Raw genomic sequence first — 23953 nt, 5'->3', positions numbered from 1 at the left:
TCGGAATTGGTTTCAATGGGTTAGAGGATTTCGTCGCGCAGGTAGTACCAGCGGTACATGCCCCACTGGCCGAGCCGGCGGAACGGCGTCAGGAGCCCGTGGCTCGGCAGCGGCGAGGTGAAGATGGGAAGGTCGAGGCCGGCACCCTTGCCGGCGACCATTTGCGCCATGCGGCGTCCGGCCTGCGCCGAATACATGACGCCGTTGCCGCCATAGCCCATGGCGTAGAACAGTTTCTGCGCGGGGTCCGGCTGGAAGATGCGGGGCATCATGTCGTGGCTGACATCCACCCAGCCCCACCAGGAGTAATCGATCCCGATGCCGCGCAGGATCGGGAACTTGCGGTAGAGCCCCTCCAGCAGCAGCGCGAGGTGTTTCGGGTTTGCGGCGTCGCGCCCGGTGATGGCGCTGCGGCTGCCGATCTGCACCCGGCCGTCCGGCAGCATGCGGTAATAGTGGCGGAGCGTGCGCGTGTCGGTGAGCGGAATGCGCGCCCTGAAGTTCAGCGCCTGCTGCTCGCTCTCCGTCAGCGGCCGGGTGACGACCGAGTTCGACAGGATCGGCATCAGTCGGCGCCGGGTCAGCACGTTCATGCCGGGGGACGTGTAGCCGGCCGTGGCGATGCAGACGGCGCGGGCGCGCACCGTGCCGCCGGGCGTGCGGAGATAATGCACGCCGCCCTTCGCCGTGCAGTCGAGCACCGGGCTCGACGTGTGCACCCTCGCGCCGAGCCGCCGCGCCAGGCGGAGATAGCCGAAGGCCAGCTTTGCGGCGTGGATGCCCATGCCATCCGGCTCGTACATGGCGCCGCGCGCCTCCGCATCGCGCACGAAATCGCTGTGGATCTCCCCGCGCGAGACCATGCGGGCGCGGTAACCGAAGGTCTCGTTGAGGACGCGGACCTCGCTTTCCAGCGCCGGCAGCACCTTGTCGCGATGGGCGATATAGAGATGGCCGCCGTCCTGCGGGTCGCAGTCGATCCCGGGTTCACGGATCAGCGACCGGAACAGGTCGAACCCTTCGGCGATTTCCGCATGCATCCTGCGGGCGACATCGACGCCCCAGCGGGCGATCCATTGCGAGCGCTTCAGGCGGCCGGCGGAAATCTGCGCCTGCCCGCCATTGCGGGTGCTGCATCCCCAGGCAACCCCGTTGGCCTCCAGCACCGTCGCCTTGATGCCGTGCTCGCGGGCGAGATGGATGGCGCAGGAAAGGCCGGTATAGCCGGAGCCGATGATCGCGACGTCGACGTCCATGTCGCGCGTGACGGGGCCGTCGTCCTCCGGCTCGGGGCCAGCCGTGCCGATCCAGTAGGTCGGCGCGTAGTCCTTGCCGGTGCCCGGGGTCGGAGCCGTTTCCGGATCATAGGCGGGATCGAACGGCGCCCTGCCGGTCTTGGGAGGAATGGTGCGCAATTGCATGGCCGTGCTCCGAGCGTTCAGTACCGGGGTTGCAGGACCGGCCGGTTCTTCCGGAACGCCTGCTTGCGGACGATCTTGCCGTTCGCGAAGGTGAAGAGGTCGCAGCCTTCCGCCTCGATGCGGCTGCCGTCGGCCGCCGTGCCGCGGAAGGTCCACTCGGAGACACCCCGGTCGCCGGCCGTAAAATGGCTGTGACCGGCCCATTCGGCATCCGGCATCGCCGTCCAGACGCCGCTGAAGGCCTCGGCGATCGCCCTGGCGCCCTCGATGCGATTGCCGTGGACGTCCGGGCCACCGACCGCGTTGAACACGCAGTCCTCGGCGAAGAATTGCATGACCCCATCGATGTCATGCCGGTTGAAGGCGTCGAACAGGGTTTTGAGATCGGTTGCGCTGAGTGTCATCGTGCAGTCCTCTGGCTTGTCGCAAGGCATGGCTCCGCCGGAGACGGGAAAGGCCGTCTTCAAAGGCCGCCGGGGCCGGGTCGTTGGAGTGTCGGGCTGTCCGCCGCCGGTTAGATGCGCCCCTTCCAGGGGATCAGCGTCTTTTCGAGGTAGCGGATCAGGAGATCGAAGGCGAAGGCGAAGAGGCCGATGATGAAGATGCCCATGATCACCGTATCGCTTTCGAGGTTTTCGGCGGCGTTCAGCACCATGAAGCCGAGACCGCGGTTGGCGGCGACCATTTCGGCTGCCACCAGCGTCGTCCAGCCGACGCCGATGCCGATGCGCATGCCGGTGAAGATCTCCGGCAGGGCCGCCTTCATGATCACCTGGCCGATGACCTGGCCGCGGGTGGCGCCCATCGCATAGGCGGCGTGGATCTGCTCCGTCGAGACCGAACGCACGCCGGCCCTCGCGGCGATCGCCATCGGCGCGAAGATCGCCAGATAGATCAGGAACACCTTCGGGAACTCGCCGATGCCGAGCCAGATGATGACGAGCGGCAGGTAGGCGAGCGGCGGCAGCGGGCGGTAGAACTCGATGATGGGATCGAAAAGGCCCCGCACGAAACGGTTGACGCCCATCAGGATGCCGATCGGCACCGCCGTGACCAGGGCCAGCAGGAAGGCGCCGAAGACGCGGCCGATACTGGCGAGCGTGTGCTGCATCAGCGTGGAGTTCGAGACCCCTTCCGTCATCGCCAGCCAGAACTTCTCCCAGACCGAGAGCGGCGAGGGCAGGAAGAGCGGCTTGACCCAGCCGGATTCCGTCACGAGGAACCACAGTGCGACGAGCACGGCCGCCGTCACGAAGCTGATCAGGCCGCTGCTGCCATCGCCCGGGGCGCCGAAGATCTTGCCGGCCTTGGCGGGCTTGGCGCGTGTCACTCTGTCAAGCATGGGCCACCTCCGGGTTGCCGGACGCACGTTCGTCGCCATAGATGATGCCGAGCACTTCCTCGCGCATGCGGATGAATTCCGGGCTCGACTTGATCGCGCGGGCATTGCCTTCGGCAAGGAAGCGGCGGTTGAAGTCGAGTTCGTAGGTATGGGTGATGCGGCCGGGGCGCGGCGACATGACGATCAGCCGCGAGCCGAGGAACAGCGCCTCCTCGACGCTGTGCGTGATGAAGAAGAACATCTTGTTGGTGAGCTGCCAGACCTCCAGCAGGAGTTCCTGGATGGTTTCGCGCGTCAGCGCGTCGAGTGCCGCCATCGGCTCGTCCATCAGAAGCATGGCGGGGTCGCAGGTCAGCGCCCGCGCGATGCCGACGCGCTGTTGCATGCCGCCCGACAGGTGATAGATCATGTGGCGGTGGAAATCCTGCAGGCCGACGAGGGCAAGGTTCTTGGTCGCGATCTCCCGCCGCGTCGCCTTGTCGACGCCGCGCAGCTTCAGGCCGAATTCGGTGTTCTCGATGACGTTGAGCCAGGGCAGCAGCGCATGCTTCTGGAAGACCACGCCGCGCTCGGCGCCCGGCCCGTTGACCCGGTGGTTGCCGAGCGAGATATCGCCTTCCGAGGGGGCCATGAAGCCCGCCATGAGGTTGAGCAGCGTGGTCTTCCCGCAGCCCGAAGCGCCGAGCGCGACGACGAAATCCCCGCTCTTGATGGTAAGGTTGACGCCTTTCAGGGCGATCACCGCCTGGTCCGAGTACAAGCCCGGATAGGTCAGACTGATGTTCCTGACGCTGAGTGTTTCCATGAGAAATGCCTCCCTGCACCTCGGTCACGGGTCTGGTGGACACACCGGCCGCGAAAGGCGGCCGGTGCAAGCGGCAAGACTATGCTATTTCGCAGCCGCCCCGGCGAAGCTCCCATTCACGTAGGGCGCATAGTCGTCCAGCGACTTGCCGATCTGCTTCTGCTCGACGAGGAACTTCGCGCTCTCGGTAAGCGCGCGGGTCGCCCCGCCGCCGAGCCATGTGTCCGAGGCCTGCTCGTCCGCGTTCGGGAAGGAGAGCAGCTCCAGCGCCTCCACCGTGCTCGGACCGTCGCCGCCGATGAGCTTGACGATACCCTGCACCTGCGGCGAATCCACCGTCCAGGCGGCCTTGTTGGCATTGTAGTCGGCGTAGGATTCGGCAAGAACCCTGGTGAAGGCCTCCATCAGCTTGGGGTTCTCCGCGGCCCAGGCCTTATCGACCACCAGCCCGTCGAAGGTCGGCACGCTGGCAGCGCCGATGACCTCGGAATCGGAGATCACCTTGCCGGTCTTCAGGATTTCCGACAGGGCCGGCGGCCAGACATAGGCGGCGTCGATATCGCCGCGCTGCCAGGCCGCGACGATCTGCGGCGGCTTCAGGTTGAGGATCTCCACCTCGCGCGGATCGATGTTCCACACCTTGTTCATGCCGACGAGCAGGTGGAAATGCGAGGTCGAGACGAAGGGCACGGCGACCTTCTTGCCCTTGAGATCCGCCGGCGTCTCGATGCCCGAGCCGTCACGGGCGACCAGCGCCTCGGACTTGCCGATATTGTCGAGGATCCAGAAAAGCTGGAGCTCGACGCCGCGCGTGGCCGCCGCCGCCGTGCCGGTCGAGCCGATCACGCCGATCGGCACGTCGCCCGAGGCGAGCGCCGTCGTGATGTCACCGGCCGACGAGAACTGGCGCCAGTCGATCGTATAACCCGCCTCCTTGGCGGCCGCGTCGAAGCGGCCATCGGCGATGGCGGCGACGAACGGGCCGACGATCTGCTGATAGCCGACGACCAGACTGGTTTGTGCGTAAGCGGCGCCTGACGCAAGAAGGCCTGCCAGAAGGCCGGCAGTGGTGGCCAGGCGATTGAAATTCTTGAAAAGCATCATCGTTCTCCTCATCGATTGGTGCTTGAGCCGGCTGCCCCGGTCTTCTTGACAAAAGTGATAAATGCCGCACCCCGCTTGCGTTATATCCAGTTTGGAAGTTGAATAAATCCAGATTGCCTCCTCGCAGCACGGACGCCATGCGCACCAACGTTTCCGAGACGATCTTCTTCATCGACCGGGAGAGCGGGCTGGGCCTCCAGGCGCAGTTGCGGGAAACGGTGGTCTCCGCCGTGCTTGCGGGCCGCGTCCAGCCCGGCGCGCACCTGCCCTCGACCCGCAAGCTCGCCGACTACCTCCATATCTCGCGCATCACGATAACGCTCGCCTATCAGGAGCTGGTGTCGCAGGGTTATGTGGAGGCCGCCAACCGCAGCTCCTACCGCATCGCGAGCAATCCGCCGGGCAAGGGCCTGGAAAACGACCGCCCGTCGTCCGGTTCGTCCCCGGTGGACTGGGCGGGTAAGATGAAGATGGGTTTTGCAGTCGTACGCCAGGTGTCGAAACCGCTCGACTGGCGGCGCTACCCCTATCCTTTCCTCTATGGCCAGATGGACCCATCGCTGTTCGACCTCAACGCCTGGCGCGATTGCGCCCGCCGGGCGCTGGCGCGCGAGGATTTCATCCTGATGGCAAGCGATTTCGCCGCCGCCGACGATGTCAGGCTCGTCAACTACATCTGCTCGCGCACCCTGCCCCGGCGGGGCATCCATGCGAACCCGGACGAAGTCCTCATCACCGTCGGCGCGCAGAACGCCTTGTGGATCGTCACCCGCCTTATCCTGGACAAGGGGTCCAGGGCGGTCTGTGAAAACCCCTGCCATCCCGATATCAGCGCCTCGCTGCTGCTCAGCGGCGCCAGGGTCACGACCGTGGACGTCGACGGCGAGGGCCTGCCGCCGGACGACCTGCCGGAGGATACCGACGCGGTCTTCGTCACGCCGAGCCACCATTCGCCGACGGGCGCGACCATGCCGATCGACCGGCGCACGCGGCTGCTGCAGGCCGCGGCGGAAAAGGATTTCGTCATCGTCGAGGACGACTACGAGTTCGAGATCAGCTATCTTGCCCCGCCCTCGCCGGCGCTGAAGGCCTTCGATTCCACCGGGCGCGTGCTCTATATCGGCAGCTTCTCGAAATCGCTGTTTCCCGGCCTGCGGCTGGGCTACCTCGTCGCGCCCGCCTCGTTCATCCGCGAGGCGCGCGCGCTCCGCTCCCTGATGCTGCGCCACCCGCCCGGCCACCTGCAACGCACCAGCGCCTATTTCCTCGCGCTCGGCCATTACGACGCCGTGCTGCACCGCATGCGCACGGAATACCACAAGCGCCACGTCCTCATGGCCGAGGCGCTGCGGCGGGAGGGACTGACGATCGCCGGGTCCTCCGCCTTCGGCGGCACGTCCTTCTGGATGGAGGGGCCGGAAGGACTGGACGCCGACCGGCTGGTGCACGAACTGCGCCAGGACGGCGTGCTCGTCGAATCCGGCTCGCCGTTCTTTCCGGAGAGCGACAGGCCCTGCCGCTATTTCCGCATGGGCTATTCCTCGATCCCGCGCGCCAACATCGTCGAGGGCGTTTCGCGCGTGCGGGCCTGCATCGACCGCCTTGCAGGCGGGTAAGCCGCCGGCCCGGCAGACGCTTGCCCACCGGAGTTCCTATGAAAGCGCGGACTTGGCCGGCCCCGCGGCACCCTGCTGGCCGGCCCGGGCCTTCTCGCGGAATTCGCCCGGCGGCACGCCGAACTCGGCCTTGAAGACGCGGGAGAACTGCGTCTGGTCGCCGAAACCCCAGCGATAGGCGATCTCCGCCGCCGTCTGGAAATTGCCCGGATCTTCCAGCGCTTCCCGGCAAGCCATCAGCCTCTGGTCGCGGATCCAGCTGCGGACCGTCTGGCCCGTATCGCGGAACAGTTCGTGCAGGTAGCGGGTGGAAATGCCGCAGGCCCGCGCGATGCGCTCCGGGTCGAGGCGGAAATCCTGGAGATTGGCGCGCATATAGGCCTCGATGCGGGCGAGATGCGCGCCGCGCACGGTGGAATTGCCCGAGGTCAGCACCCGGTCGTCCGCCTTGATCGCCAGCACGAGCAGATCGACGAGCTGGCGGCCGACGGTCACGCGCGCCTCCTGCGTCATGCCGTCGAAACGGGCGGGCAGGAGATGCAGCATGTCGGTGAAGAGGCCGCCCGCCCCGTTGTTCGCCTCGAATTGCAGGGTGCAGAAACGGTCGGGCGCGCGCATGCGGCCGGCCAGCGCATCGGCCTCCACCTTCAGCACCCACATGTCCGCCGGCTCGGCATGGCTGAACTGGTAGGGCTCGCTGCTGCGCTCCAGGAAGAAGCCGCCGGGCGGGCACTTGATGTCCTTGCCGCACTGGGAAAAGAACACTTCCGCCTTGGCCGGCACCGTGACGAGAAATTCCTCGTCACGCGCGGCGCGGAAATGATGCGGCAGGCGATGATACTGCAAGGCGTCTGACGTGAGGCGCGAGATCGAGACGTCGCCGAACTGCCAGGTCGTCAGGTCGCCGGAAAACCGGTCAGCGTCGCGAAAGCGCAGGTCGAGCGGAAAATAGGCCGAGGCGATGGCCTCGTGCCAGTGGCGGCTACGGTCCGGCGCGCGTGTCGCGCTTGTGGTGATGCTCGTCTTCATGCGGCTTGCCCTCTTCGAACAAAGGTATGCACATGATTTTCGCCAGGCAACGAAAATGACAGCTTGTGCGCCCGCGCGCAATTCGTCGTTCCCGCGCTGCAAAGACCGGAGCGGAAAACTCTGCCTAGATTGACCCCGGCTTCAACGGTGCGACAGATACCGGCGGCTCAAGGGAACAGTCACATCAGCACTTCCAACGGTTTCCAGGCCGTCGATTCTCGCCCTCAACCAGCGTGAACACGATGAACCATACCCAGACTTCAAAGGTAGACCCGATCACCCTTTCGGTCGTGCGCGGCATGCTCGAGACCACCCAGCGCGAAATGACGCTCGCGCTCGAAAAGACGGCGCGCTCGTCGGTCTTCAACCTGGCGCACGATTATTCGACGGCGCTGTTCAACGCCCAGCCGGAGATGATCCTGCAGGGCCAGGACATCCCGATCCATCTCGGCTCGCTCATCCCCGCCATGAAGGCGGTGGCCGCCTTCTTCGGCGACGACATCCACGAGGGCGACCTGTTCCTGCACAACGACCCGGCCTTCGGCGGCAGCCACGCCATCGACACCTGCATGTACAAGCCGGTCTTCTACAAGGGCGAGCTGGTCTACTGGACCGTCTGCAAGGGGCATCTCACCGACATCGGCGGGCCCGTTCCCGCCGGCTACAACCCCAACGCCACCGAGATCTACGCCGAGTGCCTGCGCATTCCGCCGGTCAAGATCTGGGACCGCGGCATGCCACGCAACGACGTGCTCAACATGATCCTCACCAACATGCGCGCCCGCCGCGACCAGGAGGGCGACTTCCGGGCGCTGATCGGCGCCTGCCAGGTCGGCGAGCGCAACCTCATCGCCATGCTCGACAAATACGGCAAGGAGCAGGTCGACGCCTGCGTCGATACCTTGCTCGACATGGCCGACCGGCACATGCGCGCGTTGATCGCGACCGTGCCCGACGGCACCTACGAGGGCTCAGCCATCCTGGAGGATGCCGGCCACGGTTTCGGCGATTTCGAGATCAAGGCGACGGTGACGGTCACGGGCGATAGCTGCCACATCGCCATCGCCAGCCCGCCGCAGGTCCCCTATTTCATCAATTCCTACGAGGGCAATTCCCATTCCGGCGTCTATCTCGGCCTGATGATGTTCGCCGCCCTGCCGCCGCCCTACAACGAGGGCCTCTATCGCTGCGTCAGCCTCGATTTCGGGCCGAAGGGTACGCTCTGCAATGCTGAGGAACCCGCCCCGCACATGAACTGCACGACGACGCCGATGGAAACGCTGACCGACGCGGTGCGCCTCGCCTTCGAGAAGGCCATGCCGTCGAAGGTCTCCGCCTCCTGGGGCCACGCCAACGGCCTCAACATCGCCGGCCGCGATTCCCGCACCAACGAGGAATTCGTCACCATGGTGCTCGCCACCATCATCTCCGGCGGCGGCGCGACGCCCAAGCAGGACGGCTGGCATGCCGTCGGCCCGGAATGCTGCTTCGGCGCGCTCACCTCCGGCGACGTCGAGCTTCTGGAATATTCCTACCCTATCGTCATCCACCGCTATTCGCTGATGACCGATTCCGGCGGCGCCGGAAAATTCCGCGGCGGCTCCGGCACCGCCTGGGAGGTCGAGCCGCTCAACGGCGACATGCTGTGCATCGGTTTCGGCGAAGGCCGGCGCATTCCCGCCATGGGCGCGGCAGGCGCAAGATCGGCGATGGTCGACACCAAGGTCGGCCGCGTGGAGCTGCGCCGCGGCGGCAAGGTCGAGGTGGAGCGCAAGAACATCATTGAGACCATCAAGCCGGGCGAGACCATCACCAACCTCAATCCGGGCGGCGGCGGCTACGGCAATCCCTTCGAGCGGCCGGTTGAGAAGGTCGTGTGGGACGTGCGCAACGGCCTCGTCTCCATCGAAGGCGCGGCGTGCGCGAGCGCATCCTGTCCGACGGCTCGGTGCGCACCCCGCTGCACGAGGAGGACGTGCGCGAGGCCTGCCGCCTGTTCCTAAAGGAGGGTGTCGAGACCGTCGCCATTTCCTTCGTCTGGTCGGTGCTCGACCCGAGCCATGAGCGGCGCGCGGCGGAAATCGTGCGCGAGATGATGCCGGAGGCGATCCTCACCGTCGGCGGCGAGCTTTACCCGCAGGTGCGCGAATACACCCGCACCTCCACAGCCGTCACTAACGCCTATCTCGCCCCCGTCATGCGCCGCTACGTCGCCGCCGTCGACACCTATTTCCGCACGCTCGGCGCCAAGCAGCCGGTGCGCTACTTCCAGTCGAACGGAGGGCTCGCGGTCGGCCAGGTGATGACCGACCGCTCCGTCTACGCCATCAATTCCGGCCCGGCCTCCGCGCCGCAGGCGGGGCTCTATGCCGGCGCGCCCTTCGACCACAAGAACGTCATCACCGTCGACATGGGCGGCACCTCCTTCGACATCACGCTGACCCGCAACGGCCAGACCAACCTCAACAAGAACATCGATTTCCTGCGCTACCGCATCGGCGTGCCGATGATCCAGGTCGAGACGCTGGGCGCAGGCGGCGGCTCCATCGGCTGGATCGATCCGCTCGGCCTCTTGCAGGTCGGCCCGCAATCGGCGGGCTCCGAGCCCGGCCCCGCCTGCTACGGCCGCGGCGGCACGGAGCCGACGACCTCCGACGCCAATCTCGTGCTCGGCTACCTCAACCCGGAGGGCCTGCTCGGCGGCAAGCTGCCGCTCGATATCGAGAAGGCACGCGCGGCGGTGGCGCGCGTCGCCGAACCGCTCGGCATCTCCGTCGAGCAGGCGGCCTACGGCATGTTCGCCATCGTCAACAACAGCATGGTCAACGGCATCCGCCGCGTCTCCGTCGAGCGCGGCTATGATCCGCGCGATTTCGTGCTGGTCGGCGCGGGCGGAGCGACGGCGGCGCATATCACGGCGCTGGCGGGCGAGATGGGCATCGACACGATCATCCTGCCGAAACTTGCCTCCGGCCTCTGCGCCTTCGGCCAGATCATCTCCGACGTCAAATACAACTACATGGCTCCCGCCCCGGTGCGGCTCGACAATGCGAGAGCCTACCAGCGCATCGACAGCCTGTTCCGCGAGATCGAGGAGAAGGGCGTCGCGCATCTGAAGGCGGACGGTTTTGCCGACGACGCGATCGCCATCAAGCGCTCCATCGACATGCGCTATGTCGGCCAGGTGCATGAATGCACGGTCGATATCGGCACGTTCCCGATCGACGAGACGACCATCGAAAAGGTCAAGGACGCCTTCCACGCCCGCCACGAGGAACTCTACACCTATGCCGAACGCCACAGCGCGGTCGAAGTCGTGAACCTCGAATCCACCGTCTACGGCCTCATCGAGAAGGTCCGCCCGCCGAAACTCGCCGAAGGCGGCGATGCGAAGGCGGCGCTCAAGGGCTACCGCGAGGCGATCTTCGACCAGTCCGGCAAGGCGGTCTCCACGCCGATCTATGACGGCGCGAAACTTGGCGCGGGCGCCCGCATCGCGGGGCCGGCGATCATCGAGGAGGTGACGACGACCATCGTCATCGAGCCCGGCTGGACGAGCGTGCTGCATGAAAGCGGCAGCTACCTGCTGACGCGCACCTGAGCCAATGGCCCCGCCGCCACCGGCAGGGCCGCATCACCTGCAACAATCGAGGGGAACAAGATGGCAGGCAACCTATCGGCCACCGAAGCCGACAATTCGGATTTTTCCAACGTGGCGGTCCCGCCACATGCCCGCATGCCCAGGGGCGCCTTGACCATGGCCTGGTGGGCGGTGTGCAGCGCCGTCTTCTATATCGTCGTCGGCGCGGCGATGGCGCTGAATTTCGGCACGCGCAACGCCATCATCGGCATCGTGCTGTCGGTCATCGCCTATGGCGTTGTCAATGCGGTGCTGAGCCGCTTCGCCATCCGCACCGGACTTTCCGTGGCGCTGTTCTCGCGCGTCCTCTTCGGCAATGTCGGGGCGGGGCTGGCGACGCTGATCTTCTGCGCCACGGCGATCTACTACGCCGTCTTCGAGGGCTCGGTCATCGCCGTCGGCATCAACACCGTGCTGCCGTCGATCTCCTATCCGCTCGCAGCCCTGATCGTCGTGCTCTACAGCGTGCCCCTGATCTTCGGCAGCATCCAGACCTGGCTCGACAAGTTCAACGGCGTGCTGCTGCCCTTCTACATCCTCGGCCTGATCGTCGCCGTCGCGCTCGCCATCGGCGAATACGGCTACAGCGACAAGTGGCTGAACCTCGGCCCGGAAACCGGCGCGCCGGCCGGCGGCTGGTGGTCCTGCTTCGTCTATTACATGGGCGTCTGGGTGCTGATGATGTTCACCTTCGACTATGCCCGCTTCGGCCGGCAGGAGGACGCCGGCTATCACGCCTGGTTCAACTTCGGCACGCCCTTCTATGCCGTCGCCTTCCTGGTCAGCGGGCTTTTCGGCATGTTCATGATCGGCACCGTACCGGATCTCGGCGCGCTCTCGGAGGTCAGCGTGCTGCTGGCGCTCCTGAAGCTCATGGGCATCTGGGGCCTCGCCTTCGTCTGGGTCACCCAGACGCGCATCAACACGGCGAACTACTACCTTGCCGCCGTCAACCTCGAAGCGCTGGTGCAACTCTTCGGCCGCCTGCCCTTCGGACGCGTCGGCTGGGCGATCGCGGTCGGCGTCATCGTCTATCTCCTGATGCTGGCCGACGTCTTCGCCTACCTGCTCCAGGCCCTCGCCTACCAGGGCATCTTCGTCGTCGCCTGGGTCGCCGTCGCCATGGCGCACATCCTGATCGACCGCTACAGCACGCTGGTGGGGCCTGCCATCGAATACCGCTCCAGCCATGTGCCGGCCTTCAACCCGCTCGGCATCAGCGCCTGGTTCATCGCCGCAGCGGCCGGCATCGCGCTGCATGTCTGGGGTGGCACCTATGCGGAGCTCTCGGCGCCGGCGACCGCGGTCCTCGCCTTCTCCATCTATGCCGCGGGGCTGATGCAGGCGCGCCGCTCCTGGTTCCTGGTGGCGGGCTGAACCCAACGGCCGTGCCTCCTTCTTGCGGGGCACGGTCCCTTATTCGCCCGGCCGGCTGCCGGACGCTGCAGCGACCTGCTACCGGCCGCCCTGCGGCCCCAGCAGCCGCTGCGCAACGCCTGCGAACAGCGACACGCCGGTTTCCAGCGATGCCTCGTCGATATCGAAATCGGCGGCGTGGTGTACGGCGGGAATGTCGCTGCCGATGATGCAATAGGCGGCCGAACCGCCGTTCTCCCGCACGCGGCGGATCATCAGGCAGGCATCGTCGCCGCCGCCGATCGACCATTCCGGCAGCACCTCGGTGACGCCGGGCAGGCCCCGCGCGACCGCGGCGATGAGCTCGGCAGCGTCCCGGCTGTTCTCGTTTCCGGGCATATGGCTCTTGCGCACGATCTCCACGTCGCACTGCTGCATGGCGGCGGCACCCTCGATGACCGCGCGGAGCCGCTCGACCATGTAGTCATGCGCCGCGCGGTCGTCGGCCCGCACCTCCACCAGCATCTCGCAGGTATCGGCAACGATGTTGAAGGCCGTGCCGGCCGTAAGCATGCCGACATTGACGAAGGTCTCTGCACCGGCAAAACGCGAAACGCCGTGCAGGCCGAGCGCTGCCGCAGCGCCCGCCAGCAGCGCGTTGCGCCCCTCCTGCGGGCCCATCGCCGCATGGGCGACGGCGCCGCGGAACGTGACGACGAAGCGGCTCGAGAACAGGAAGCCGACGGCGCTGGCGCCGATCTTGCCGGAGGGCAGCAGGCAGCCGAGATGACCGACGAAGAGATGATCGACCCCTTCGACCGCGCCGCCCGCCACCATGGGCGCGGCGCCGCGCGCACTCTCCTCGGCCGGCTGGAAGATCAGGCGCAGGGTGCCGGAAAGCCCCTTTTCCCGGCTGAGCCGTCGGGCAAGGGCAAGGCCGATGCCGACATGCCCGTCATGGCCGCAGGCATGCATGCGCCCGGCAAAGCGGGAACGGTAGTCCTCCGCGTTCGGCCGGTGCTCCGCCGCCTCGGTCTCGCTGACCGGCAAGGCATCCATGTCGAAGCGGAAGGCGACGACAGGACCTTCGCCAAAACGGTAGTCGGCGACGATGCCCGTCAGGCCGTCCGGCATGCGCTCCATCCAGGCGGGGTCCCCGCCCGCGGCGAGCGCCGCCCGCCTCGCATCCGCCACCTGCCCGGCCGGCGGCGGATCGATGACGGCATCGTAGTCCATCACCTCGCGGCCGGTGCGCACGGCAAAACCGAGATGATCGAGATAGGCCGCGATGCGCGAGGCGGTGCGGTATTCGAGGAAGGCGGTTTCCGGATGGCGATGCAGGTCGCGGCGCACGAGCACGGCGGGCGCATTGCTGGCGGCGATCATCTCGGCAAGGGTCATGGTGGTTCCTGTCGGTTTAGCCGCGGCTGGCGAGGGAGACGCCGAGCGTCGCGATGGAAAGACCGGCGATCTGGACGATGGTCAGGCTTTCGCCGAAACCGATCCAGGCCATCAGGGCCGAGACGCCGGGCACGAGGAAGAAGAGCGAGGACACTTTCGACAGCGCCCCGCGGCGGATCATGTGCAGGAGCAGGAGGATCGCCCCGAGCGACATGCCGAAGACCGACCAGGCAAGGCCGATCCACAATGACACCGCCGCCGTATCGAAGCCCGGGCCGCCGACGAAGGGCACGAGGACGGCCGTCGGAACCAGCGCGCCGATATACTGCACGGCCGTGTTGGTCAGCGGATCGGCGGTGATCTTCGTGCGTTTCACCAGAATGGAGCCGGTGGTGATGGCAAGAACCCCGGCAAGGCAGACGAGAAGCGGCACGAGGGGGATGCCGCCGGCATCCGTCGCGCCGAGCTTCGGCGCCAGCGTGACCAGCGTGCCGACGGCGCCAATGACGACGCCGACGGCACCGCGCCGCGACATGCGCTCGCCGAGCACCCGCCCCGCAAGAAGCGTCACGAGCAGCGGCTGCATGCCCGCCATCAGCGCGGAGATCGCCGTCGGCAGGCCGTTCGCCACCGACCAGAAGACGCCGCCGAGATAGACGCCGTGGATCAGCACGCCGGCCAGCAGCGCCTGCCGCCATTCATGATGCGAGCGCGGCCAGGCCGCGCCCTTCCAGAGCGCGATGGCGGCAAGCGCCAGGAATGCGAGGAAGAAGCGCACGGCAAGGAAGGTCAACGGCTCCGCATGGGGCGCGACGAGCCGCGCCAGCACGAAGCCGCTCGACCAGAGCGGCACGAAGACCGCCGGCAGCAGCAGGCCGGTGCTGGCCGATGGGACGATGGCGTTGGCAGGCGTGCTCACGAGAGGCCCCGGATGCTCAGGACCGGGCTTTCGAGCAGCGCGCCGGTCGTGCCGTCGGCAATGCCGCGGTCGGTCTGGTGCGGGCCGGCATTGCAGGCGAGCGTCGCGCCGAAGACGGCCTTGAACACCAGATAGGGCGGCTGCCAGTCGACGATGCCGTCTGCCGCGGCGCGCAGCGCCGAGAAGGCGCCGGCCACATCCTCGAGCGGCGCATCCGAGATCAGGCCGGAAAGCGGCAGCGCGAGCAGCGCCAAAACCCTCCCATCGGCCGCGACGGCCATGCCGCCGCCAGCCGCGATCACCGCATTGGCGGCAACGGCCATGTCCCGCGCATTGCCGCCGAAGACCGTAAGGTTGTGGCTGTCATGCGAGACCGTGGTGGCAAGCGCGCCGCGCCATTCGCCCCAGCCCGAGAGGAAGCCGACACGCGGGCGCGCATCCGCCTTGCCGTGCCGGTGCGCCACGGCGATGAGCGTGGTGCCGACGGGGGGGACGACGAAACCGTTCTCGACCCGTGCGACGGCCTCGGCCCATTCGGTGAAGCGCGGTCTTGCGATGACGGCGACGGTCGCCTCGCTGCCCGCGCAGGGAATGCGGAAATCATTTTCCGCAAGCGGCGAGAGATGCATGGAGCCGCGGAGCGGCGCCGCATCGACTTCCTCCGCCGCTTCGATGAGCGCACCATCGCGGGCGACGAGACGGCCGCTGCAAAAGACCAGTTTCGCGTGGAAATCGGCAAGGTCCCGGAAAAGCACGATGTCGGCGCGGCGGCCGGGGGCGATGAGGCCGAGGTCGGTGCGGCCGATGCGGCGGGCGGCGTTCAGCGTTGCGGCCTGCAGAGCCGATTCCGGCTTCATTCCGTAGCGCACGAGGCGGCGCACCACGTCGTCGAGGCCGCCGGCATGGAAAAGATCGTCCGGGAAGACGTCGTCGGTGCACAGCGTCACCGTCTGCGGGAATTGCGGCAGCACATTGAGGGCGGCGACGCATTCGGGCAGCAGGTGATCGTGCGAGCCGCGCAGCTCGATGGTGAGGCCGGCACGCAGCTTCTGCAGGAGGTCCTCGCCCGAGACGATCTCGTGATCGGAGCTGATGCCCGACGTGACGAAGGCCTGCAGGTCGGCGCCTTCCAGGCTGCGGGCATGGCCGTGGATCGGCTTGCCGGAGCGGCGGCCGGCGGCGAGGATGGCGCTCATGCGCGCCCGCCCCTCGATGACGGCGCGCATGTCCATGACCTCGGCGATGCCGCCGATCTCCGGGCGGGCGAGCAGCGCGGCGATGGTTTCGGCCGGAAGATCGGCGCCGGCCAGTTCCAGGCCCGGCGCCGACGGCACGCAGGAGGGCGCGAGCAGCACATGGCGCTGCGCCAGCACGCGCGCCGCCTCCGCCGCCCAGTCGACGCCGGCGACGCCGTGCACATTGCCGAGCTCGTGCGGATCCCAGACGAGCATCGTGACGCCGCGCGGCAGGGTCGCCGCGGCATAGCGAGCGGGCGTGATCATCGAGCTTTCGACATGCATATGCGTGTCGATGAGGCCGGGCGAGACGAAAAGCCCGTCGGCATCGATCGTTTCCGCGGCATCCCGGCGGGCATCCGGCACATGGACGCTGGCGATCAGCGGGCCGACGAGGCCGATATCGGCGGGGCGCCGCTCGCCCGTCACCACGTCGACCAGCATGCCGCCGCGGATGAGGATGTCGAAGGCGCGGTCGCCGCGGGCGGCCGCGACGGCGTTTTTCCTCAAGGTTTCGTCGTCGAGATCGCGGGCGTCGGTCCGGCCGGTCATCGCCGCGCCTCCGCGATCAGCGCGCCGAGGATGACGGCACGGGCAGCGTCCACGTCGATATCGGAGGCGAAGGCGGCGTTGCGCCTTTCCTCGGGCGCGCGGACATCCACCACGGTGCGGCCCCGGGTCAGCGCGCCGGAAAGCTCGGCGTCGATGCGGGCCGCGGTGAAGGTCACGGTCTCCGGCCGCACGAAGGCGACAGCGGCGCACGGATCGTAGATCGCCATGCCGGCGCGGCCGCGGCTCGTCCCTATGGAGATGTAGCCGGCGAGAAGGTCGGCCAGCAGCTCGGCATTCCGGCCGCCCGCGGCACGGATGGGCGCGGCGTCGTCCGGATAGGCGATGACCTTGCGGCAGAGGTCGAGATCGACCATGCGGAGCGGCAGGCCATGGGCGAGCACGATAGCGAGCGCTTCCGGGTCGGCGAAGGCATTGAATTCGGCAGAGGCCGTGTGGTTGCCCGCGGTGACGCCGCCGCCCATCCAGGTGAGATCGCCGATCCTCCCCGCGAGGTCCGGCCGCGCGAGCGCCAGGGCGGCGATGTTGGTGAGCGGGCCGAGGGCGAGGATGCGGCGCGGGCTTTCCGCCGTCTCCAGCCAATGGCAGAGGGCGGTGAAGGCATCGCTTTCCGGCAACAACGGGGCGGCGGGCAGGCTGCGGCCGGCGGTCAGCATGCCGGCTTCGGAGAGAATGTTCTCCGCGGTTTCGAGACGGCCCAGGACAGGCAGGGCGCGGCCGTCGTGGATGGGAAAGGTCCAGCCGAAGGCGGCGGCAGCCGAGGCCGCGTTCTGGCGCACCCGCGCAAAACCGGAATTGCCGAAGACCAGCGAAACGCCGTCGATGGGCTCCTTCGCGTGCGCGACCACGAGGATGGCGGCGATGTCGTCGAAGCCCATATCCGTATCGATCCAGACGCCCATGGCGGTCACGCGAAGCGCTGGAGCGGAGCGGCCGCCTTCAGCGGCAGGTCGAAGGAAAGTTCCGTGCCGAGTTCATGGACCGGCAGCGCGGCGCTGACCTCGGCGGTGATGGGCCCGAGCGGCGTGTCGAGCAGGTATTCGCGCAGATTCCCGGTGAAGGAAACGCTCTTCACCCGGCCCTTGAACGGGCCCGTATCCAGCGCCACGCCGGCGGGACGCCAGGCGAAGCCGGCGGCGTTCCGGGGCAGGGTTTCGTGGAGGGCGACCGCGCCGGCGGGGGTGGCGAGCTTGCCCTCCTTCAGCGCGAAGACGTTCTCGAAGCCGACGAAATCGGCGACGAAGGAGGAGACGGGGTTGTTGTAGATCTCCTCCGGCGTGCCTATCTGCTCGATCAGGCCCTCGCGCATGACGACGATGCGGTCGGCGAGCGACAGGGCCTCGGCCTGGTCGTGGGTGACGAAGATCATGGTGACGCCGGTCTCCTTCTGCACGCGCTGCAGTTCGGCGCGCATTTCCACGCGCAGGCGCGCATCGAGATTGGAGAGCGGTTCGTCGAGCAAGAGCACCTTCGGCTCCATCACCATGGAGCGGGCGAGCGCCACGCGCTGCTGCTGGCCGCCGGAGAGTTCGGCGGGCTTGCGACCGGAGAAGGCGGAAAGGCCGACGGATTTCAAGCCGGCGGTGACGCGCGCCTCGATATCGGCGGCCGGCATGCGCTTCAACCGCAAGCCGAAGGCGACGTTCTCTAAGACCGTCAGATGCGGGAAGAGCGCGTAGGACTGGAAGACCAGCCCGACATTGCGCTTGTTGGCGGAGACGCGGGTGATGTCCGTGCCGTCGAGCGTGATGCGGCCGGAGGTCGGCGTGAGAAGGCCGGCGATCGAGCGCATGGTCGTCGTCTTGCCGCAGCCGGAGGGGCCGAGGAAGGCGACGAGCTCGCCCTTCCGGATATCCAGGTTGAATTTATCGACGGCGATCGAGCTGCCGTAGGAGAGCGTCAGGTTTTCAAGCGAGAGGAAGGCGCGATCAGACATAGCGGGAGAATCCAAGGAAGCGTTCTGCGAGGAAGACGATGCCGATCGACATCAGGGCGAGAAGCGCCGACAGCGCAGCAACGGAGGGATCGTAGGTGGTTTCCATGTAGGAGAGCATGTCGATGGGCAGCGTGCGAACGCCGGGACCCGAGAGGAACAGCGAGACGGGCACCTGGTTGAAGCTCGTCACGAAGCCGAGGATGAAGGCGGCGAGGATGCCCGCGCGGATATTCGGCAGCACGACCATGAAGAACGCGCCGAGGCGGGTGGCGCCGAGCAGCACCGCCGCCTCTTCCATGTCGGAGCGCAGGTTGTTGAAGGAAGAGGAGACGACGCGCACCGTATAGGGCAGCACGAGGGCCGTATGGGCAAGGAACAGCGCGACCCCGATCGAGAAGCTGAAGGGCACGACGAGGTAACGCAGGAGCGCGAGGCCCACGATGATGCCCGGCACGATGATCGGCAGGGTGACGACGGTGCTCACCGCCTCGCCGAAGGGCAGCTTGTAGCGCGACAGCGCATAGGCCGCCGGCACGCCGAGCAGGAGCGCGACGAAGGTTCCGCCGACCGCAAGGATCATCGACATGATGAAGCTGTCGCGGAAGCTCTCGACGGTGAAGACCTTGACGATCCATCGCAGCGACAGGCCCTGCGGCGGGAAGGCGAGCGTATCGCCGGCCGAAAGCGAGGCCGCCACGATGATCAGGAACGGGCCGATCAGGAAGACGATCAGCGCGGTGAGGATGGAGAAGGAAAGCGTGCGGTTCATCGCTTGTTCCTCGCGGTGGCGAGCCGTTTCAGGAGAAGGTTCGCGGCAAAGCACATGGCGATCAGGATGAAGGCGATGACGCTTGCGGAGACGAAATCGTTGGCGACGGTGACGCGCTGGAAGAGCAGCGTCTCCAGCATCAGCACCTTGGAGCCGCCGAGGATGGCAGGCGTGATATAGGCCGTCAGCGAGCCGGTGAAGACCAGCGTGCCGCCGACGACGAGGCCTTCGCGCGTCAAGGGCAGGATGACCTTCCAGAACACCTGGAACCAGTTGGCCCCGAGCACCCGGGCCGCGAGGATGGCATCCTTCGGCATGTTTTCCAGCGCGCTGATCAGCGACAGGATCATTAGCGGCAGGAAGAGCTGCAGGAGGCCGATGAAGACCGCCGTCTCGGTGAAGAGCAGGCGGATCGGCTCGTCGCTGAGGCCGACGGCCTGCAGCGCCTGGTTGACGATGCCGGTGCGGCCGAGGATAACGATCCAGGCATAGGTGCGCGCGACCGGCGAGATCATCAGCGGCAGCGAGATGAGGCCGATCATGCGGCCCTTGCCGGACGCGCTGAGATTGACGATGGCGAAGGCGGCGGCATAGCCGATGATGGCGGACACCACCGTCACGGCGATGCCGAGCTTGAACGTGCGCACCAGCACGAGCCGGTTCAGCGGCTCGGAGAAGAAGTTGGTGTAGGCGGAAAACGTCCAGCCGGCCGGGCTGCGGAAGCCCTCTGCCAGCACGATGACGACCGGCACCAGGAAGATGACGGTGGCGAAGACGGCGGCCGGCAAGGCCAGCGCCAGGGCTTCAGCGCGATTTTGAAACATGCGTGCTCCTGCCGAAAGGGGGCAGCGTTCGGGGTGGTGGGAAGCGCAGGAACGATCGCATGTGGAGATTGCCCCTCATCCGGCCTGCCGGCCACCTTCTCCCCGCAGGCGGGGCGAAGGAGATATGCCGTACCGGTTTCCCCAGTTCCTCAACGGTTCGTGGGACAAGTCCCCTCTTCCCGCTTGCGGGGAGAGGGTTGGGGTGAGGGGCAATTTAATGCGATCGCCTTCGGTTCAGGACGCCTTTACTGCGCGACCGCCGTGTTCCACTCGGCGAGCCACTTCTCGCGGTAGTCGAGGGTCGTCGCGGCCGGCAGGAAGGTCAGCTTGTTGGCGACGTCGGCGCCGTAGGTGAGCTTCTCGGCGATTTCCGGCGCGACCACGACTTCCTTGTTCGCCGGGCTGTCGATCAGCATTTCGGCGATCTTCGTCTGCATCGGCGTCGAGAGCCAGAAGTCCATGAACTTCAGCGCCAGTTCCTGGTTCTTCGAGCCCTTGACGAGCACCATGGCGTTCATGTCGCCCGCGTCGCCTTCCTTGGTGGCGGCCCAGCCGATCGGCAGGTCCAGCTTGGAAATGCCGGCCCAGGAGAAGTGGCCCATCGGCGCGGCCCAGATCTCTTCCTGCTGCATGAGCTGCACGAGCTGCGAGCTCTTGACGTAGAAGGTGACGAACGCGTCGCGCTTCTCGCCGACGGCGGCCATGGCGTCCTTGAGGTCGGGCGAATCCTTGCCGAGCGCCTTGCCGATCATGTTCAGCACCGGCCCGCCCTGGTTGGTGGTGATGTTCGGCAGGGCGACGTGATCGGCATACTCGTCCTTCAGCAGGTCCGCCCAGGATTCGACCGTCATCTTGTCGGTGCGATAGGCGATGCCGGTCTTGTAGATGGTGTAGCCGACGCTCATGCCGTCGCCGTTCGGGTCCTTGGCGAAATCGTAGAGCTTGTCGTAGTTGGAGAGCTTCGCCGTATCGATCTTGTCGGTCAGGCCCTTGCGCGCGGCGGAAAGCGCGTCGGCGAGCGAGAAGACGGCCATGTCGATGACCGGGGCATCCTTGTTGGCTTCGAGCTTGGCAAGGCGCTCGATGCTGTTGCCGGTCTCCACGACCAGCTTGCAGCCGCATTCCGCCTCGAAGGGCTTGTAGAGCGCTTCGGTGAATTCCTCCTGGACGAAGCCATAGACGGAAATGGTCAGCGTCTGCTCCTCGGCGGATGCGAGCGCACCGCTCATGAGCCAGAAGACGCTGGCGGCCAGTACTTTCTTATGCATGCTTGGACTCCTCCTGGGAAAAACCGGCAGATGGCGCGGGACCACTGGAACGGCGGATGACAAGCTCCATCGGCACGGCGGCCTTTCGAGCGGTGACGGGCGGGCTCGGCGTGTCGTCCGAGGTCTCGCGGGACTGGATCGCCTCGACCAGCGCATCGAGCGCCAGCGTCGCGATTTCCGGCATGTTCATCTTCAAGGTCGTCAGCGGCGGCGAGATGAAGGACGACCATTGCAGATTGTCGAATCCGGTGATGCTGGCCTCCGCCGGAATGGCGATGCCGGCCGATTGCAGCTCCGTGAGCGCGCGCAGCGCATGGGGATCGGAAACGCAGGCGAAGGCGGTAAAGCCCCGCTTCCGCCAGTCCGCGAGCCCGAGCGCGCAGCCCTTGCCGTGCCGGGCCTCGAGTTCGACGATCCAGATGGTTTCCGTCTCGACGCCCGACAGCTTCGAGCGCATGCCGCTGATGCGGGCGTTCTGCACATTCGAGCTCGGATCGTCGCCGATCAGAAGGACCCTGCCGTGCCCGAGCGCCGCAAGGTGGCCGGCGACCTCGGCGCCGCCGGCGAAATGGTCCGCCGAGACGGTGTTGCGCGGCGTCGTCGGCGTGTCGATGATGGCGATGGGGCAGCGCGTTTCCGGCACCGTCGTGCCGCGGCGGGGAACGATGACGATGCCGTCGACGCCGCGCTCGATGAGCTGGAAGATCGCCTTGTCCTGCGCGGCGATCTCGTCGCGCGAATTGGCGATCAGCACGCCGTAGCCCGCCCCCGTCGCCACGCGCTCGATCTCCTGTGCGATCTCCGGATAGAGCGGATTGCCGATATCGGGCAGGACGAGGCCGAGCACGCCGCTGCGGCCGGTGCGTAGCGCCCTGCCCGCCTGGCTCGGCACATAGCCGAGCTTATCCGCCGCATCGCGGATACGCCTTGCGAGTTCCGGCGACAGGCGCCCCTTGCCCGACAGCGCATTCGATACCGTCGCGATCGACACCCCGAGGTGGCGCGCCAGTTCCGAAAGGTTGGGTCGCGAAGGCTTCACGGCTGCTCATCGATATGATTAAACGTTTAATCACATTAGCACAGTTTAAAACATTGTCAATCGCCGCTGGTTTCCGCCGGTGGAAAACAGTCTTCGCTTGCGCCCCGTCCGACGCGGGCCACCGGCGGATGGCCGGGGCTCAGACTGCCCCCGTCACCGCAAGGCCTTCAGAATCCAGCGGAAAAACCGGGCGGCGAAGATGCGTATAGGTCCGGCGTGCAAGATCCGGCGAACTCAGCCCGCCGGCATCCGTCACGATCATGCGCTCGGCGATCGGCCCGAACGCGCCTTTGAAGTGCTGCATGGATTTCACCGCGAGGATCGCCCTTTCGGTCGGCTCGATGCCGACGGCGCGGAAGATGTTCTTGTCCAGCATCTGCATGCGCTCGGAAACGATCATGATGTCGAGCCCGCCAACGCGCAGGCAAACGCTCCTGCCGCAGGTGCCGGGCAGGCCGGTGAACATCGGCCCCTCGAAGACGAACCTGCCGTCGGTAACCGCCATCACCGTGCCGGTCACCGTCAGGGGACCGCCGCCGACCGCCGGATCCGTGCGCCCGCCGATCGTCACCGTGACCTCGGCCCCGATACCGGCCGCCGCGATCTCGCGCACCGCTTCCGGATCGAGCAGCGCCCCGGCCGCGGCATTGGTGAGCCGCGCCTCCAGCATGGCGGCGATCAGCGCCGTGCAGTCGCTGTAGGCGCCCGACCCGGGATTGTCGGAAAAATCCGCCACCACGACGATGCCGTCCCTGGGATCGGCGGCCTTCAGCGCCGCGATGCATTCGGCCAGCGGCACCGGCTGCATCCATTCGTTGCGGAAGGACCAGATGGCCGCGCAGAGCCTTTCGCCGACGCCCTCGGCCGCCGCAGCGGACACAATGGCGCTGTCATAGGTGACGACGACGCTCGGCCCGGCGGCCCAGACATCGGCATCGGTGAAGCCGGCATTGATCGAGACGGCGAGCATGCCCGGCGCGGCCGCTTCCGCCGCGGCCCTTTCCAGGAGGCGGCACATCGGCCCGTTGTCCGTCGTGCGCCCGTCGTCGCAGCCGAGCAGCATGGGCGGGCGGCGGATGGCGAGCTTCGGCGCGATCTCGCCGGCCATCGCCCGGTGCAGCAGGTCGCAGGCCTCGACGCCGACCTCCCGCATGTCGATATGCGGATAGGTGCGGAAGGAGACGGAGATCTGCGCGAGATCGGCCAGCTCGTCGAAGACATTGGCGTGCAGGTCCAGCGTGATGGCGACCGGCACCGCATACCCGACCACCGCACGGATTTCGCGCAGGAACTGGCAGTCGCCGTCCTCGTCCGTCTCCGTCACCATCGCACCGTGCAGCGCCACGAAGATCCCGTCGAACGGTCCGCTTTCCTTAAGCCGACGCAGGCATTCCTGCGTAATCTCGGTGCGCGCCGCTTCAAGGATGATGCCGTTCGGCTCGGCATGGGCGGCGACGATGTAGACCGGCGTCCAGCCCCTCGCACGCGCAACCTCGATCGCCCCGCCCACTTCCGATCCCGTACCCTCGAATTTCAGCGGGATCTCGCCGCCCTTGAAATAATGCGAGGCATGGAAATCGCCGATCCCGGTCCGCTTCCGCGTGAAGGTGTTGGATTCGTTGATGAACTCGATGATGGCGACACGATAGGACATGAATATCCTTCCCGCCCTCGCCGGG

At 66.9% G+C, this 23953-nt stretch carries 20 protein-coding genes; 4 read left to right on the top strand and 16 right to left on the bottom strand.

Features of this window, described 5'->3' with window-relative positions:
• Positions 1-20: 20 nt before the first annotated feature.
• The 5 genes from MUU56_RS04950 to tauA all read right to left on the bottom strand — a co-directional run bounded on the left by MUU56_RS04950 (position 21) and on the right by tauA (position 4672).
• A complete protein-coding gene (locus MUU56_RS04950) occupies positions 21-1421 on the bottom strand; it encodes an NAD(P)/FAD-dependent oxidoreductase (RefSeq protein WP_244766201.1) in 1401 nt (466 codons plus the stop codon).
• Between the two features lie 17 nt (positions 1422-1438).
• On the bottom strand, positions 1439-1825 hold the full coding sequence (locus MUU56_RS04945; protein WP_244766200.1) for a nuclear transport factor 2 family protein: 387 nt from the start codon (positions 1823-1825) through the stop codon (positions 1439-1441).
• 110 nt (positions 1826-1935) lie between these two features.
• Positions 1936-2763 carry an ABC transporter permease subunit gene (locus MUU56_RS04940; protein WP_244766199.1) on the bottom strand — a complete coding sequence of 276 codons (828 nt, stop codon included), beginning with the start codon at positions 2761-2763 and terminating at the stop codon, positions 1936-1938.
• Positions 2756-3568: a taurine ABC transporter ATP-binding protein gene (locus MUU56_RS04935; RefSeq protein WP_244766198.1), complete on the bottom strand. Its 813-nt coding sequence runs from the start codon at positions 3566-3568 to the stop codon at positions 2756-2758. Before MUU56_RS04935 ends, MUU56_RS04940 begins: the two co-directional genes overlap by 8 nt.
• An 84-nt stretch (positions 3569-3652) precedes the next feature.
• A complete protein-coding gene (tauA, locus tag MUU56_RS04930) occupies positions 3653-4672 on the bottom strand; it encodes a taurine ABC transporter substrate-binding protein (RefSeq protein WP_244766197.1) in 1020 nt (339 codons plus the stop codon).
• 137 nt (positions 4673-4809) lie between these two features.
• On the opposite strand from tauA, the gene pdxR reads away from it, so the two are divergent.
• On the top strand, positions 4810-6288 hold the full coding sequence (gene pdxR / locus MUU56_RS04925; RefSeq protein WP_244766196.1) for a MocR-like pyridoxine biosynthesis transcription factor PdxR: 1479 nt from the start codon (positions 4810-4812) through the stop codon (positions 6286-6288).
• Between the two features lie 36 nt (positions 6289-6324).
• Here the strand turns inward: pdxR and MUU56_RS04920 are convergent, their stop codons facing one another.
• Entirely contained in the window at positions 6325-7317 is a 993-nt protein-coding gene (locus tag MUU56_RS04920; protein ID WP_244766195.1) for an AraC-like ligand-binding domain-containing protein, read from the bottom strand.
• A gap of 242 nt (positions 7318-7559) precedes the next feature.
• On the opposite strand from MUU56_RS04920, the gene capB reads away from it, so the two are divergent.
• The 3 genes from capB to MUU56_RS04905 are packed head-to-tail and all read left to right on the top strand — an operon-like array spanning position 7560 to position 12334.
• Positions 7560-9320, top strand: coding sequence for a caprolactamase subunit beta (gene capB, locus MUU56_RS04915; protein ID WP_244766194.1), 1761 nt, complete (start codon positions 7560-7562; stop codon positions 9318-9320).
• A complete protein-coding gene (locus MUU56_RS04910; protein ID WP_244766193.1) occupies positions 9236-10918 on the top strand; it encodes a hydantoinase/oxoprolinase family protein in 1683 nt (560 codons plus the stop codon). The genes capB and MUU56_RS04910 overlap by 85 nt, the downstream gene beginning before the upstream one ends.
• 60 nt (positions 10919-10978) lie before the next feature.
• Positions 10979-12334: a purine-cytosine permease family protein gene (locus MUU56_RS04905; RefSeq protein WP_244766192.1), complete on the top strand. Its 1356-nt coding sequence runs from the start codon at positions 10979-10981 to the stop codon at positions 12332-12334.
• Between the two features lie 78 nt (positions 12335-12412).
• Here the strand turns inward: MUU56_RS04905 and MUU56_RS04900 are convergent, their stop codons facing one another.
• The 10 genes from MUU56_RS04900 to MUU56_RS04855 all read right to left on the bottom strand — a co-directional run bounded on the left by MUU56_RS04900 (position 12413) and on the right by MUU56_RS04855 (position 23928).
• Positions 12413-13714, bottom strand: coding sequence for an amidohydrolase (locus MUU56_RS04900; protein WP_244766191.1), 1302 nt, complete (start codon positions 13712-13714; stop codon positions 12413-12415).
• 16 nt (positions 13715-13730) lie between these two features.
• A complete protein-coding gene (locus tag MUU56_RS04895; protein WP_244766190.1) occupies positions 13731-14633 on the bottom strand; it encodes a DMT family transporter in 903 nt (300 codons plus the stop codon).
• Positions 14630-16420 (bottom strand): adenine deaminase, encoded by a 1791-nt coding sequence (locus MUU56_RS04890; protein ID WP_244766189.1) that lies wholly within the window; start codon positions 16418-16420, stop codon positions 14630-14632. Before MUU56_RS04890 ends, MUU56_RS04895 begins: the two co-directional genes overlap by 4 nt.
• The gene (locus tag MUU56_RS04885; RefSeq protein WP_244766188.1) at positions 16417-17340 is read right to left on the bottom strand and encodes a nucleoside hydrolase; all 924 of its coding nucleotides are present in this window, start codon (positions 17338-17340) and stop codon (positions 16417-16419) included. The genes MUU56_RS04890 and MUU56_RS04885 overlap by 4 nt, the downstream gene beginning before the upstream one ends.
• 5 nt (positions 17341-17345) lie before the next feature.
• Positions 17346-18374, bottom strand: coding sequence for an ABC transporter ATP-binding protein (locus MUU56_RS04880; protein WP_244766187.1), 1029 nt, complete (start codon positions 18372-18374; stop codon positions 17346-17348).
• Positions 18367-19143, bottom strand: a complete 777-nt coding sequence (locus MUU56_RS04875) for an ABC transporter permease (RefSeq protein ID WP_244766186.1) — start codon at positions 19141-19143, stop codon at positions 18367-18369. Before MUU56_RS04875 ends, MUU56_RS04880 begins: the two co-directional genes overlap by 8 nt.
• Positions 19140-19967, bottom strand: a complete 828-nt coding sequence (locus tag MUU56_RS04870; protein ID WP_064332813.1) for an ABC transporter permease — start codon at positions 19965-19967, stop codon at positions 19140-19142. The genes MUU56_RS04875 and MUU56_RS04870 overlap by 4 nt, the downstream gene beginning before the upstream one ends.
• Positions 19968-20212: 245 nt before the next feature.
• Positions 20213-21235, bottom strand: a complete 1023-nt coding sequence (locus MUU56_RS04865; RefSeq protein ID WP_244766185.1) for an ABC transporter substrate-binding protein — start codon at positions 21233-21235, stop codon at positions 20213-20215.
• Positions 21228-22274 carry a LacI family DNA-binding transcriptional regulator gene (locus tag MUU56_RS04860; protein WP_244766184.1) on the bottom strand — a complete coding sequence of 349 codons (1047 nt, stop codon included), beginning with the start codon at positions 22272-22274 and terminating at the stop codon, positions 21228-21230. Before MUU56_RS04860 ends, MUU56_RS04865 begins: the two co-directional genes overlap by 8 nt.
• 139 nt (positions 22275-22413) lie before the next feature.
• Entirely contained in the window at positions 22414-23928 is a 1515-nt protein-coding gene (locus tag MUU56_RS04855) for a M81 family metallopeptidase (RefSeq protein WP_244766183.1), read from the bottom strand.
• Between the last annotated feature and the right edge of the window lie 25 nt (positions 23929-23953).

It is taken from the genome of Shinella yambaruensis (genome assembly GCF_022899355.1).
Taxonomy (GTDB): Bacteria; Pseudomonadota; Alphaproteobacteria; order Rhizobiales; family Rhizobiaceae; genus Shinella; species Shinella yambaruensis.
This window is presented reverse-complemented; position numbering and strand designations above follow the sequence as displayed.